Below are 13620 nucleotides of genomic sequence, written 5' to 3'. Positions count from 1 at the left end.
TATGGATTTATCTTTAATTGATTAGGCTTGTATAGATAGTCTTTGTTTAATGTTTTAACAAATTTGCACCAAAGAAATGTAGGGTTAATAAGTTATGCACAGAATTGGTGAGTAATGAATACTACATAAACCTAAGTAGCTGGATGATGGTTAATTAAATTTATTTTGATTATTTTAAATAAATTTAAAACTATTTATAAACAGGGCTCGACTATACACATGAACCTAATAAAGCGATGGTTTAACGTTTGGTGAAAGGCCAAGTTAGTAAACTTTAAAGAGTGTTATTACTCAACAAAATTATAAGAGAGGAAGCTTTGTCATTGTTTAAACAAACCGATGAAAAGCTAATAAAAAAGGCACTTAAGGGAAGTCAATCAGCTTGGCAACAACTGATATCGCGTTATGAAAAGACGGTTTATCATTATGCGTTACGTATGACTAGTAACTCGGATGACGCCTTAGATTTGATGCAAGAGACCTTTGTTTCAGTATGCCGCAGCTTGCCTGATTATCGTGGGGATAGCAGCTTTAAAACTTGGTTGTTACGTATTGCACATTTTAGAATCATTGAATTTTATCGTAAACGTAAGTGGTTTGCGGATGAGTCTGAATTAGATAATGTCGATGCAGATCCCAGGCATACATGCCCAGAATTAGCGTTAAATAACAAACAGACGCAATTACAAATTGTGCGTGTGATGAAACAGTTACCTTTGGAACAAAAGCTAATTGTTGAATTAAAAATATTTCAACAGCAAACCTTTGATGTGATAGGGCAGCAGTTAGGGATTTCAAATAATACCGTGAAATCCAGATTTTATTCTGCTTTAGATAAGTTAAAAGTATTATTGGAGGCCAATTATGACGCAGCATGAGTCAATAAAGTCAGAGCAATTGGAACGTAATTTTGAACGCTGGTTAAGCGGTGATACGTTAACGGAACAAGAGTTAACGCAATTGAAAATGCATCCAACGTGGTCAGAACGTATGTTAGCGTTTAATAATATGGAAATGTTAGCTGAACAAATGAACAGCGAGTCAGTTGACGTTCCAAACTGGAATAAAGATGCGGGGTTTGACCAATATTTACGCCAACCAAGCTGGTGGCAATCTAATGGTATGGCGATGACCGCCATGTGTTTTTCTATTTTTGCTTGTGTAGTTATGCTTTTTGACTTGCGAGTGAATATTTCAGAACAAGGCTTAATGATCACCTCGGCAGATCAATTGCAGCAACAAAAATTAAGCGCTGAATTTGATAAATTAGCGAAACAAAATAATGAACAAATTCAAACTCGTTTAGATAATTTCCAAGTGAACCAGCAGCAAAGTACTGCCCAAATGGTGAGTTATATTTTGGAAAACTCTCGAGCAGAGAGAAAAGAAGACATTCTAGATGTGGTTAATTTAATTCAAAGGCAGCGAGTGGACGATTTAGATTATTTAAAGCAGCAGTTTAGCGACATTAATTACAGCATTAAATCAGTCGAAAGAAAAAGCCGCAGACGAATTGCAGAACTGAGAGACGACGAATCTCAACTATCAGACGAATAACATAAACCTAATCGTTGGTTTGAAGAATGAAACATTAAGGTAATCCATCGCTTTATTTCCTTAATATATAAAAATTAATTGGAGTTATTATGACTATTTTATCATTACCTAAAAAAGTAAAACTGGCGGTGTTGTCACTTAGTGCTTTGTTGGTAGGAACATCATTACAAGCAGCCACCATTGAACAAAGTACCTTAGATAGAATTCAACGAGACATGAATATAATGACAAAGATCTTAGAAACATCTTTGGAACAAGGGCGAGAAAGGAATGTAAGAATTGAAGGGTTTTATTTAGCCAATCAAGGCATGGTATTTAATGTGGACCCGAGTCATCGTTTTCACTTTGATATGAACGATAGAAACTTTGCTCCTGTTATGCCAACAGCACCAATTGCACCTGTGGTTATTAGTGGTGATGCACGAAAATACTTATCCGAACAGGAAATAGAAGAGATAGAAGAGGAAGCGATGGCTGCGGCTGAATCAGCGATGGAAATGGCTGAGATTTCAATCGATTTTATATCCGACTCAGACTGGTCTCAATACACAAATAAAGAACGTACGGAACAACGTGTAATTCAAAAAGCCATGCGTGATGAAACAAGAGCATTAGAACGTGAAGCTAGGCAACTAGAGCGTGATGTTAGAGAGATAGAACGCAAACTCCGTGACGCTGAATTTGAAGGTGAATTGCAAGATGCCAAAGAGTCTGAAAAAGTTAAATCATTAAAAAAAGAAATGAGCAAACTTACCGACGCACTGACAAAAGTAGCGGGCAAGATCCAAGAAAAGTCAGATGCGTTAAGAAAAAAAGCAGAAGCCATTCGCAACAAAGAATTAGAGAAACAGAAAAAAGCGTTAGCTGAAACAGAAAAAGTGATCAGTCAGACAGTATGCGATTTTGGTTCAGGGTTACGTTCATTACCAAACGATCAACATATATCGTTTAACATTGAAGGCAAGGTAGACCGTTTATACATATTCACCAAGCAAAACATTATGCAATGTGGAGATGGAAAAATTAACGCTGCCAAGATGTTAGAGAACGCCATTAAGTATTCTTTATAATCACTCAAGTTATTATATAGGTTTATCAAAGAGCAGCGTATTTAGGCTGCTCTTTTGGTTTTTTGCATCAAATATCCGCACTGACTATCTTAACAATGTCATACAAACTATAATGACCTCATATTAAAGTTATACAGTTATTGTTATCCCCATGAGCACAGAAGAAATTTATAAAAACAACCCATTACACGGTAAAAAACTAGAACAAATATTAGAAGAGTTAGTCGACTTTTATGGTTGGAATATCCTGTTTGCGTATTTGAATTTACAATGTTTTAAAACCAACCCAAGTATTGAGTCGAGTTGTAAGTTTCTAAGAAAAACCCAGTGGGCACTTGAAAAAGTGGAAGGGTTTTATATGTATAAATTAAAGAACTTACCAAAGCCAGACGATACGCAATTTGCTTTACCTCCGCGTGATCGTATCGTGCCGTTAAATCAAAAGCCAAGAACACCAAGAGAATTGAGCTTAGCGGATGCTGAACGTGTGAAATACAACAAACAAAAAGCTAATTTAACGCGTTCTATTAGACAAAAAGCGTCTACCGTTGAAGACCCTTGGGGCGCATCAAGAAGAAAATAACGTAACAATACATTGCACTTTATTAAGTGATTAACGGCCACTAAAGGGACAAATGCATGTTTAGCAGTTTAAAAAATCAATTAACTCAAGGTTTTTGGAAAATAGCCGCAACGGTGATTGTACTGTTATTGGCAGGTCCTGAAATTCTCATTAGTATGGAATTGATGGCAATGGTTGAAGTGTTAGGTGCTTCCACTTTTGTCATCGCTTACTTTTCAGCGTTTAAATTATATTTTGAAAAACCATTAAACTGGATAAAGCGGTTTGAAGTTTATAGTTTCTTTTTTATTCCTAACAAAACGCATCTTAAAGCCATGCCTAGTCTTATTATCCATGCCATTCCGGAAAGAATATCAATGATTGCGGTTGTCAGTTTTTATACTATTAGTATTACTGCAATGATGGTTAGTTTCGCGTAATTAGCACTAAGTTTTGTGTCGAAATACCAAGGGCCGTTTCTCGCGGTAAAAAAAAGCCAGTTACATGCTTTCGCATAATAACTGGCAATCGAGGAGAGGTTACATTGTCATACATAGATAAATGAGGCGTGTTACCTGAATCTATTAGAAAGATTCAAGTTCTTTTTTGCTTAAGCTACCATCGTTGTTTGCATCGATTTTAGAAAAGTTACTGATTAAAGTGCTGTTTTTACTCGCCATAACTTCTTCTTTACTTAACTTACCGTCGTTATCCGAATCTAATTGACTTAATAAATGGCTAAGATCCGTTTTACTTCCCATTCCTGTTTGTATGTTGGTCGCTTGGTTTGCACTAACAAAAAATGTAGCAACTAAAGAACTAATAACAACTAGGGTAATTTTTTTTAAACTTAACATTTTAATTTTCCTTTTTATTTAAGATTAACGTAGTAGTTTCGTACTAACGATAGGTATATTGCAGCCAACGTGCCAAAGTGTAAGTTGTTGTTATTTAAGGTTTATTTTAATTTTGATTTGTTAATCTGTCGCTAAATGGAGACAGTAAAATTAATTAAATTTAGTATTTATGCAATAATACGTAATGAGTTTTAAAATTTTATATATAAATCAATAATTAACGATTTTTATTGGAGGGGTTAGTGGACTGTCGCTAATACCAGACAATATTGTTTATCCTTGTTAAACAGGGTTAAATCCAGCAGTTGATTATTCGTTTTAAACAAGGACGAGCTGTATAAATGAAAGATTGGGTTAAAAAAATATCATTGTTTCGTGGTTCAATTAAAACACTGACCTTAATGGGGTTTGGTTTAGTGGCTTTGCCTTTGGTATTTGCTTTGCTTTATAGCGCCAATCAAGTGAATAAGTTATCTCAACAGGGAACGTCAGCAATCTTTAATGTTGCTGAGTTGGTGGAAGTTAATCGTCAGATCAGTCAAGCACAGTCTAGGTTGGAGCGATTCTCAGGCCAATATGTGGTGTTAAAAGAGCAAGAGTTACTTAATCAATATTTAGCGCAAAGAGTGTTACTCGACACTGTTATTACGCAAGAGTTTAAACAATATAACGATATTCAAATGTCAGAGCTGATAGCGGCTTACACGAATAAAATCATAGAAATAGATCAGTTAATACAAAGCACACCTGCAAATTTAATCAATCTAAACCAAGTGCAAGATCACTTTAAAGCACTGTCACAGATCAATCAGAAAATATCACTGCACTCCAATCAAATTATTAATCAACAAGCAAAAGGAATGGAAAGTTCGGCTAACGAAATAAAAAAAACCATGTTGCTGAGCTTATTAATTATTCCTATTACGTTATTGATTGCTGGCGTGTTTATCGTGTTGATCACACGTCCGCTTAAAGTATTACTCGGAAAAATAAAACGATTAGAGCAAGGTAGTTTTCAATTGCCTATCACGGTAGATGGCTCTGCAGAGATCAAAGAAATTGCGGATGCTCTAGAGTTGATGCGCAGTCGATTACATATATTAGAGTTACAAAAGTCGAGTTTTATACGTCATATCTCACACGAATTAAAAACACCCTTAGCAGCAATTAGAGAAGGCACTGAATTAATTTACGACAATAGTGTGGGTGAATTAAATAATGACCAGCAAGAGATCACTAACATCATCCGAACGAGTGTGTCTCGTTTGCAGCAATTAATTGAAGACTTACTCGACTTTAATATCGTATTGGACTCAACCAGTTTACAAGACGCTGAAGTAATTAACTTAAACAAAGAGATAGAAGACGCGTTAGCGTTGCGTTTGTTAGATGTGAACCGAAAGCAACTCACAGTAAGTAAAGACATCGCTCAATTATCACTACAATGCAATCGCAAACAATTTAGTGTCATCTTGGATAATCTATTATCAAACGCAATTAAGTTTTCACCAGACAAAGGCACGATTACCATTAAGGCTTGGGTTGAATATCAGACGTTACAGCTATCAATAACCGACCAAGGTGTAGGTATCGCTTCTTCATTGTTTGACAAAATATTTGATGCGTTTTATCAGGGGGCAACAGAGCATAACAGTCCGATAAAAAGCAGTGGTTTAGGGTTAACCATAGTGAAAGAGTTACTCATGCGATTAAACGGCAGTATTTCTATTGATAGTGACATGAACTCACCAAGTTTTACCACGTTTACAATTAGTTTGCCTAAAGCAAAATTGTTATCACCTACCACCACCTCTATGTTGGAAAAACCATCATTATGATTATGCGATTTAACACATTTACCTTTTTGAAAACCATTGTCACATTTGTACTTTTTATGACGCTGTTTGGTTGTCAGTTAACTAACTTTCAGCGTTCAGAGACTACTAAATCAGTGCCTGTGGTGAATGAAACAACGCCTATGACGAGTTATTACTTATGGGTTATGAAGTTAGACAAACAGGAAGTGCAGGCTGAAATCAATAAACTGCAAAGTAAACTTAATGAAGGGAATACCGTCGCTAAATTGCGTTTATTTTTGTTACACAGTTTGCCAAGCTCGCCGGCATACAACCCAACCGAAGCATTATCTCAACTTGAGCAGCAAGCACTTGTTGGTGTACCTGATACAGATTTAGCCTTTATCAGGATGCTAAAAAGTCAATTGCAGCAGCAAGTATCGATCAATAAAAAACTAACCAGCCAGCAGCGGTTATTGAATAAAAAACAAAAACAGCTTAAGGCACAAAGTAACAAGCTTGCAGAGTTAGAGTTACGTTCGCAAAAATTACAGCAACAAATTACTCAGTTAAAAGAGATTGAGCGTTCAATAAATGATAATGGAACCCCGTTATGAATGAGTCAGACAGTTTAAATACTAATCTCAATAAAGAAAAAATTCTTATTGTTGATGATGACCCGAGTTTGCTGCGTTTATTGGCTATACGTCTTAATGCAGTAAATTACCATGTTGAATCAGCACAAAGTGCGAAACAAGCCTTAGGTATTTTAAAAAGTTTCCAGCCGCAACTGGTGATCAGTGATTTACGTATGGAAGGCATGGATGGCATGGCGCTGTTTGAAAAGATACGTCAGCAATATCCGAGTTTGCCGGTGATCATTATGACTGCTCATGGCACTATTCCAGATGCGATTAACGCCACTAAACAAGGTGTATTTAGTTTTTTAACTAAGCCATTCGAAAGCCAAGAATTACTGGATATTGTAAAACAAGCTATTCGTTTGCAACCTAGATCAAACCAAGATAATCCAGATTCTAATGATGCGTTATGGCGGGAGAAGATCATTTCTCGAAGTGCGGTAATGGAAACCCTGTTACAACAAACGCAACAAGTGGCTAAAAGTGACTTTAGTTTATTAATAAACAGTCAAAGTGGCACAGGTAAAGAATTATTAGCGCAAGCCATACATCAGGCCAGTGAACGCAGAGATAAACCTTTTACTGCAATTAACTGTGCTGCGATCCCAGAACAATTATTAGAGTCTGAATTGTTTGGATATAAAAAAGGAGCGTTTACAGGTGCAGCTAATCATCACGTTGGTTTATTTGAAGCCAGTGATGGCGGTACATTATTTTTAGATGAAATTGGTGATATGCCAATGAATTTTCAAGTAAAACTGTTACGTGCACTACAAGAAAAAGAAATTCGGCCTGTGGGCAGTACTACGTCAGTCAAAGTGGATGTTCGTATTATTTCAGCCACACACCAAAACTTACAGAAAGCGATTAAAGAACAAAGGTTTAGAGAGGATTTGTATTATCGTTTAAATGTAGTTGAGCTGATTTTACCGCCCCTATCTGAGCGCCGAGAAGATATACCACTACTTGCTCAACACTTTTTGAGTCTAACGGCAGGCAGAACCAGCATTCAAGTTAATGGCTTTTCACAAGATGCGATGGAGTTATTAATTAGTGCGCCGTGGCCAGGCAACATTCGACAATTACAAAATGTGGTTGAACAAAGTGTGGCGTTATCGACAGAACCGGTGATCAATGAATCTTTAGTGCGCAATGCGTTACGAGATGCCCCAACTCAACATCCGTCGTTTCAAGAGGCCAGAGATCAATTTGAGCGGGATTATTTAGCAAGTATATTAAAAACCACCAGTGGTAACGTGTCTAAAGCGGCAAAAATCGCGCAAAGAAATCGAACCGAATTTTATAAGTTGTTAAATAAACATCATCTCAATGCAGAGTCCTTTCGCGATGGGTAACAATTTTTTCACTTTTATCGCGTTAAACTAAACGTATACTATGACAATAAACATCGACCAACTTTAAGTTAAAGCGCGTTATATGTCAGATAATGATGTGAAAACAGACAGCAAATACAGTGTATTTGCTGTATTTAAAACATTCCTTTTTCTAGGGCTAACGTCCTTTGGTGGGCCAGTTGCTCATTTAGGTTATTTCCGTAAAGAGTTAGTTGAAAAGCAACAGTGGGTTAGCGAAAGCCAATACGCTCAGCTATTGAGCATTTGTCAGTTTATTCCTGGACCTGCAAGTAGCCAACTTGGCTTTGCCCTTGGTTTGATTCGAGCTGGTTGGTCTGGAGCCTTAGCCGCCTTTGTCGCTTTTACTTTCCCTTCAATTATATTATTGATTTTGTTTGCTTGGTTATTACCCCTTCTTTCTGGTGATATTGGGGTTGCGATAATTCACGGCTTAAAATTAGTAGCTGCTGTTGTGGTCGCTGATGCAGTTTGGGGCATGTTTAAAAAACTATGTCCAGATCTGCCCCGGCGCATTATAACTTTGGTGGTTATCATTATCTTGTTATTGCTCGATTCTGTGTGGGCATTGTGGGCAGTTATTATCTTAGGTGGTGTGTTAGGCGGTACCTTCTGTCGTCAATCATCAACTGAGCCGTTAAGTGAAATTAAAGTGACCTATAGCCAACGATTTGGCTTTGTATTACTGACAGTGTTTTTTGTCTTGTTATTAGGCTTAATTGGAATCAGTCACAATGGTGGCATTGTGCAAGTCATGCAGATATTTTATCAAGCCGGTGCATTAGTCTTTGGTGGTGGGCATGTGGTATTGCCACTTTTACAGGAGTCAGTGGTGACAACTGGGTTAGTTTCCAATCAAGACTTCCTTGCTGGGTATGGCGCATCTCAAGCTATTCCCGGTCCTCTGTTCGCCTTTTCTGCCTACCTTGGGGTGTTAATGTCAGGTGGGATTGAACAAAATATGATCTTGGTTGCATTTGTCGCCCTAACGTTTATGTTTTTACCCGGCTTTTTGTTAGTCGCTGCTGTATTGCCTTTGTGGCAAGGTATTTCCAATAATAAAACGACGCTCAATGTGATAGCTGGGGTGAATGCCGCGGTAGTAGGTTTGTTAATTACGGTGTTATATGACCCGATACTTATTACGGGGCTGACCTCATTATTTGATGTATTAGCGATGGTGGTGGGAATACTGATGCTTAATCGATGGCAGTTATCGCCGTTGTTGGTCATTGTTTGGTGTTTACTAACCAGTGCTATGCATTTGTTAATTTAAGGTTTTTTGTTGCGCTCGATCAATAACTAATACAGGTAGATCTTTATACTTCACATCACTTTCTAATAGCAATGTGATTTTATTATGTCTCAGGTATTTAATTTAACGTCAGATTTATTGAATAAGTACAATATTAACGGGCCGAGGTATACCTCGTATCCAACGGCGTTAGAGTTTTCTGAGCAGTTTGGTAATCAAGAATTTGAACTCGCTATTGAGCAGTCAGATTCTAAATTATTGTCTCTGTACATTCACATTCCATTTTGTCATAGCCTTTGTTATTACTGTGGTTGCAATAAAATAGTGACCAGACATAAACACAAAGCCGATATCTATTTAGATTATTTAATCACTGAGATTACCTCTAGAGCTAAGTTGTTTAAACAACATAAAATTCAGCAGATTCATTTTGGTGGAGGCACCCCTAGCTTTTTATCAGAACAACAATTTTCAAGAGTTATTGATGCGATAGAACAACATTTTGTTCTGAATGAATGTGTGCAAATGAGCATTGAAATTGACCCACGCGAAATTGAACTTAACTTGTTAGATCATTTAAAAGGGTTAGGGTTTAACCGTCTTAGCTTTGGTTTCCAAGATACTAATCTTAAAGTGCAAGAAGCAATTAATCGTGTACAGGATAGTGACTTTGTTGATCAGTTAATTAAACGCGGACGAAGCTTAGGATTTGAATCGATAAATTTAGACGTTATTTATGGTCTCCCCCATCAATCAGCTGAACTGTTTAATAATACGTTAGCTAAAGTTGTTGAATTAAATCCAGATAGAATTTCTTTATTTAGTTATGCTCATATGCCATCTAAATTTGCGGCTCAGCGTAAAATAAAAGACGAATGGTTACCTCAGGTAAACGAAAAATTAAATCTGATGTTGTCAGCCATTGATGCGTTTTCAAAAGCCGGTTATGTGGCAATAGGCATGGACCATTTTGCCAAACCTAATGACGAATTAGCGATTGCCCAACAGCAAGGTCAATTACACCGTAATTTCCAAGGTTATACCACACAAGGTGAATGTGACTTATTGGGGTTAGGCGTATCGTCAATTAGTTCGGTTGGAAAATCTTTTAGTCAAAATTATAAAGATTTAAAGGATTATTATAATGCCCTTGATAACCACGAACATGCGGTAGAAAAAGGGGTGTTATTAACTCAAGATGATGTCATTCGTGGTGACGTTATTAAGCAACTAATGTGTAACTTTAAGCTGAATAAAAACAGTTTTAATACAAGGTTCAATATCGACTTTGATGAATATTTTGCCTATGAAATATGCAAACTTACTCCCTTTGTTAACGATAGGTTAGTCACAATTGATAAAACCGAAATATCCATTCGACCGATAGCTAAATTACTGATCCGTAACATTTGCATGACGTTTGATGTTTATTTACAAAAACAATTAAACAATCAGCGCTTTTCTCGGGTGATTTAATTCCCTTTTGTGACTCTGGTAGGCACAATACTAATTCTAAGTTATTGAATTAAGAGAAGCTTGTTTTGAACCAATTAATTACCTCTCCTGCCGTCTTAGTGATAAGCCTTATTGTCGCCTGTGTGTTTTTGATCTTGTTTGTGTTTTTATTATTTAAAAGCCGTTCTCAATTGAGCCTGCAACAGATTCAAATAAGTCAATTTGAATTGGTTAATAACAATGCTCAACAGCAAATTTCTGACTTACAAAGTGCACTTCATGAAGCCAAAGAAGGGGTATTAAACTTTCAAACCCAAGCGCAGTTAGCGAATCAGCAAGTGGCAAAGTATCAGGCCGATATCCAAGGATTAGAAACTCGACTTAATGAACGTGATAATCAGATCTCTGAATTAAAACAACAGTTGGAAAGTCAAACCTTTAACGTACAACGATTGCAATCTGCTCACAGTGAAGTGTCTAACGAATTAACAGAATTAAAAACGTCGTTGTCTGAAAAGCAATTACACTTTGAACAACAAAAGCTCGATGTTGAACAACAGCGTGAACAATTAAAAACTGAATTTTCAAACTTGGCCAATACCATTTTGGAAGAAAAAGGTAAGTCCTTTAGTCAGTCAAACAAAACTGAATTAGACTCAATTTTAAGGCCGTTCAAAGAACAAGTAGAAGGTTTTCAAAAACGGGTGAACGAAGTACATTCTGAGTCTGTTAAAGGCCAAGCGGGATTAGCGGCAGAGCTCAAAAAAGTGTTAGACGTTGGCGTACAAATGAGTGGCGAAGCGAATAACTTAGCAACCGCACTAAAAGGTGAAAAGAAAACAGCAGGAAATTGGGGCGAAGTACAATTAGAAAGAACGTTGCAACTTGCTGGATTGGTTAAAGGCGACCACTACGATAGCCAAGAGAAGTTTATGGATAAGGATGGTAATCGCAGATTGCCTGATTTCATCATAAAACTGCCGGATGACAAACACATCATCATTGATAGTAAAGTATCTTTAGTTGCCTATGACAAAGCTATTGGCGCAGAAACTGAAACGGAAGTCGCGTTAGCGCTTGATGAGCATGTTGGTGCGGTTAAAAATCATATTGATGACTTAAGTAAAAAAGATTACAGCAATTTAGTGGGCATGAAGAGCCCAAGTTTTGTATTGATGTTTATGCCAATAGAGCCTGCCTATATTGAAGCGTTAAAGCACAAAAAAGATCTGTTTAATTATGGTTATGACCGTAATGTTATTTTAGTTTCGCATACGACATTAATGCCTATATTAAAAACGGTGGCTAACCTATGGCGTATAGAGCAAGGTAATTCAGAAGCGAAAGAAATTAGTGAAAAAGCGGGTGATATTTATAACCAAGTTTGCATTGTGGCTGAACGTTTACAGAAGTTAGGTAAAACGTTGGCAACGGTGAGTAATCAATACAATGACACAGTAAAAGGATTGGCTGGTAAACAAGGTTTAGCGGGCAAAGTAGAGCGTTTCTCTCACTTGTCGAATAAGGTCACTAAATCTATGCCTCAGTTAGAAGCATCACATGCCGATGTTGAATTCGACAGACTTGAATTAGTAGCTGAGAAAGTAGAAACAACAAAAAGTAGCAAAGCTGATGACAAACAACCTAGTGTTGAAAACTCAGCAGAACAATAGAATACATCCGAGATCTAGTAACCATAGGTTACCAATAGTACTGTAGTCGTTTTTGAGCAGTCGATCATTTTGAACTCAGGTTCGATGAAATATCAAAGTAAGAGTAAACCCGTATTGGATAATATAGTGAATGACCATAACGAAACATTTAAGCAAAAACGAAAGTTCATAGTACGACTGGGTAAGATGTTGCACAAATATGGCATTCCCGCCTATCGATTAGAAAGTCATTTAATGGAATTGGCTGACGCTATCGAGCTGCGTTCATCTTTTATCATATCGCCAACATCGATGACGTTTGTATTGTGGACGGAAGGTCATGAAGATGAATATACCCATGCTGCGCGTGTGGCTCCGGGTGATCTGGATATGGGCTCATTATCTCGTACTGATGAAGTAGTCAGCGATGTTATTTCAAACACATTAACCATAGATGAAGCCTTAGAGCGGTTAGATGAAATTGAGACTATGCCTAGCCGTAATGGCCGTGCAATTACAGGCCTATCTTATGTATTAGCAAGTGGTGCCTTTGCCATGTTAATGCGCAGTAGTTTAAACGATGTTTTATGGGCTGGATTGTTAGGCGGCATTGTTTATATTTTTGTGCTGTGGAGTGAACGCTCTAAAGGCATTACTAACATGTTAGAACCTTTAGTTGCTATGGTGTCAGCTTTTGCGGCCTGTGGTATAGCGGTCCATTATGACGCGTCCATTAGTATACGGTTAGTGATCCTATCTTCCATCATTGTATTCATACCCGGTTTAGCCTTAACCATTGGTCTAGCAGAACTTTCAGCCCGCCATTTAGTGTCTGGTACGGTTAAGATCATGGACGCCTTTATGATGTTATTTAAACTGTATTTTGGTGCGTTTTTAGGCATGGAATTAGGGTTCGCCGTTTTTGGTCATTCAGAATATGTTGCTTTGCCTCCTCTACCGCAATGGACAGTGTGGTTAGCGATTGCAACCTTATGTACCTCGTTGATCATTGCCTTTAGAACCAGAAGAAAACATATGTTTTGGTCTATGGCGGCTGGTTTCATTGCTTATGCTTCAAGCAGTATCGGGGCGAGTTACTTTGATTTTGGTGTTGGTGCTTTTTTTGGTGCTTTTGTTATTGGTGTTTATGGCAATTTGTTTACTCGTTTTGCCAAAGCTCCTGCGGTTATCGTGGTAATGCAAGGGCTTATTGTATTAGTACCAGGTAGTAAAACCTTTATTAGTTTAAATACCTATATTGCCGGTGAAGGCTTTGCATATGCTGAACACGCCGGACAACAAGCGGTGGTGATATTTATGTCTATAGTCGCGGGATTAATTTTTGCAAACTCGGCGTTACCGCCGAAAAAGAGTTTGTAACTGCTGAAGCGTTAATACAGAA

13 protein-coding genes are annotated in these 13620 nt (G+C 37.4%); 12 read left to right on the top strand and 1 reads right to left on the bottom strand.

Translation table 11 applies throughout. From position 1 onward, the window contains the following. Window positions 1-323: 323 nt before the first annotated feature. From KO505_RS09525 to KO505_RS09505, 5 genes are all read left to right on the top strand, one after another. Complete coding sequence (locus tag KO505_RS09525; RefSeq protein ID WP_216055218.1) at window positions 324-878, top strand: RNA polymerase sigma factor; 555 nt, start codon at window positions 324-326, stop codon at window positions 876-878. Continuing rightward, window positions 865-1557, top strand: a complete 693-nt coding sequence (locus KO505_RS09520; RefSeq protein WP_216055217.1) for a hypothetical protein — start codon at window positions 865-867, stop codon at window positions 1555-1557. Before KO505_RS09525 ends, KO505_RS09520 begins: the two co-directional genes overlap by 14 nt. Before the next feature lie 89 nt (window positions 1558-1646). Then, entirely contained in the window at window positions 1647-2627 is a 981-nt protein-coding gene (locus KO505_RS09515) for a hypothetical protein (protein ID WP_216055216.1), read from the top strand. A gap of 151 nt (window positions 2628-2778) precedes the next feature. Then, complete coding sequence (locus KO505_RS09510; RefSeq protein WP_216055215.1) at window positions 2779-3210, top strand: VF530 family DNA-binding protein; 432 nt, start codon at window positions 2779-2781, stop codon at window positions 3208-3210. Between the two features lie 56 nt (window positions 3211-3266). Further along, entirely contained in the window at window positions 3267-3629 is a 363-nt protein-coding gene (locus KO505_RS09505; RefSeq protein ID WP_216055214.1) for a hypothetical protein, read from the top strand. Between the two features lie 144 nt (window positions 3630-3773). Here the strand turns inward: KO505_RS09505 and KO505_RS09500 are convergent, their stop codons facing one another. Next, the gene (locus tag KO505_RS09500; RefSeq protein ID WP_216055449.1) at window positions 3774-4046 is read right to left on the bottom strand and encodes an EF-hand domain-containing protein; all 273 of its coding nucleotides are present in this window, start codon (window positions 4044-4046) and stop codon (window positions 3774-3776) included. Between the two features lie 341 nt (window positions 4047-4387). On the opposite strand from KO505_RS09500, the gene KO505_RS09495 reads away from it, so the two are divergent. The 7 genes from KO505_RS09495 to KO505_RS09465 all read left to right on the top strand — a co-directional run bounded on the left by KO505_RS09495 (window position 4388) and on the right by KO505_RS09465 (window position 13598). After that, a complete protein-coding gene (locus tag KO505_RS09495; RefSeq protein WP_216055213.1) occupies window positions 4388-5884 on the top strand; it encodes a HAMP domain-containing sensor histidine kinase in 1497 nt (498 codons plus the stop codon). After that, entirely contained in the window at window positions 5881-6459 is a 579-nt protein-coding gene (locus KO505_RS09490) for a hypothetical protein (RefSeq protein ID WP_216055212.1), read from the top strand. Before KO505_RS09495 ends, KO505_RS09490 begins: the two co-directional genes overlap by 4 nt. Then, entirely contained in the window at window positions 6456-7838 is a 1383-nt protein-coding gene (locus KO505_RS09485) for a sigma 54-interacting transcriptional regulator (RefSeq protein ID WP_216055211.1), read from the top strand. Before KO505_RS09490 ends, KO505_RS09485 begins: the two co-directional genes overlap by 4 nt. A gap of 82 nt (window positions 7839-7920) precedes the next feature. Further along, on the top strand, window positions 7921-9132 hold the full coding sequence (gene chrA / locus KO505_RS09480; protein WP_216055210.1) for a chromate efflux transporter: 1212 nt from the start codon (window positions 7921-7923) through the stop codon (window positions 9130-9132). A gap of 84 nt (window positions 9133-9216) precedes the next feature. Continuing rightward, window positions 9217-10587 carry an oxygen-independent coproporphyrinogen III oxidase gene (gene hemN / locus KO505_RS09475; RefSeq protein WP_216055209.1) on the top strand — a complete coding sequence of 457 codons (1371 nt, stop codon included), beginning with the start codon at window positions 9217-9219 and terminating at the stop codon, window positions 10585-10587. A 65-nt stretch (window positions 10588-10652) separates the two neighbouring features. Next, window positions 10653-12239 (top strand): DNA recombination protein RmuC, encoded by a 1587-nt coding sequence (rmuC, locus tag KO505_RS09470; RefSeq protein ID WP_216055208.1) that lies wholly within the window; start codon window positions 10653-10655, stop codon window positions 12237-12239. Window positions 12240-12323: 84 nt separating this feature from the next. Further along, a complete protein-coding gene (locus KO505_RS09465) occupies window positions 12324-13598 on the top strand; it encodes a threonine/serine exporter family protein (RefSeq protein WP_216055207.1) in 1275 nt (424 codons plus the stop codon). Window positions 13599-13620 lie beyond the last annotated feature (22 nt).

The organism is Psychrosphaera sp. F3M07, assembly GCF_018860345.1.
GTDB classification, from domain to species: Bacteria; Pseudomonadota; Gammaproteobacteria; order Enterobacterales; family Alteromonadaceae; genus Psychrosphaera; species Psychrosphaera aquimarina.
The sequence above is the reverse complement of the archived record's forward strand: the minus strand, read 5'-3'. Positions and strand labels throughout refer to the sequence as shown.

Excerpts from the sequence above, each read along its gene's own strand:
- KO505_RS09520 (WP_216055217.1), top strand. The coding sequence starts at position 865 with ATGACGCAGCATGAGTCAATAAAGTCAGAGCAATTGGAACGTAATTTT.
- KO505_RS09515 (WP_216055216.1), top strand. The coding sequence starts at position 1,647 with ATGACTATTTTATCATTACCTAAAAAAGTAAAACTGGCGGTGTTGTCA.
- KO505_RS09510 (WP_216055215.1), top strand. The coding sequence starts at position 2,779 with ATGAGCACAGAAGAAATTTATAAAAACAACCCATTACACGGTAAAAAA.
- KO505_RS09505 (WP_216055214.1), top strand. The coding sequence starts at position 3,267 with ATGTTTAGCAGTTTAAAAAATCAATTAACTCAAGGTTTTTGGAAAATA.
- KO505_RS09500 (WP_216055449.1), bottom strand. The coding sequence starts at position 4,046 with ATGTTAAGTTTAAAAAAAATTACCCTAGTTGTTATTAGTTCTTTAGTT.
- KO505_RS09495 (WP_216055213.1), top strand. The coding sequence starts at position 4,388 with ATGAAAGATTGGGTTAAAAAAATATCATTGTTTCGTGGTTCAATTAAA.
- KO505_RS09490 (WP_216055212.1), top strand. The coding sequence starts at position 5,881 with ATGATTATGCGATTTAACACATTTACCTTTTTGAAAACCATTGTCACA.
- KO505_RS09485 (WP_216055211.1), top strand. The coding sequence starts at position 6,456 with ATGAATGAGTCAGACAGTTTAAATACTAATCTCAATAAAGAAAAAATT.
- chrA (WP_216055210.1), top strand. The coding sequence starts at position 7,921 with ATGTCAGATAATGATGTGAAAACAGACAGCAAATACAGTGTATTTGCT.
- hemN (WP_216055209.1), top strand. The coding sequence starts at position 9,217 with ATGTCTCAGGTATTTAATTTAACGTCAGATTTATTGAATAAGTACAAT.
- KO505_RS09465 (WP_216055207.1), top strand. The coding sequence starts at position 12,324 with ATGAAATATCAAAGTAAGAGTAAACCCGTATTGGATAATATAGTGAAT.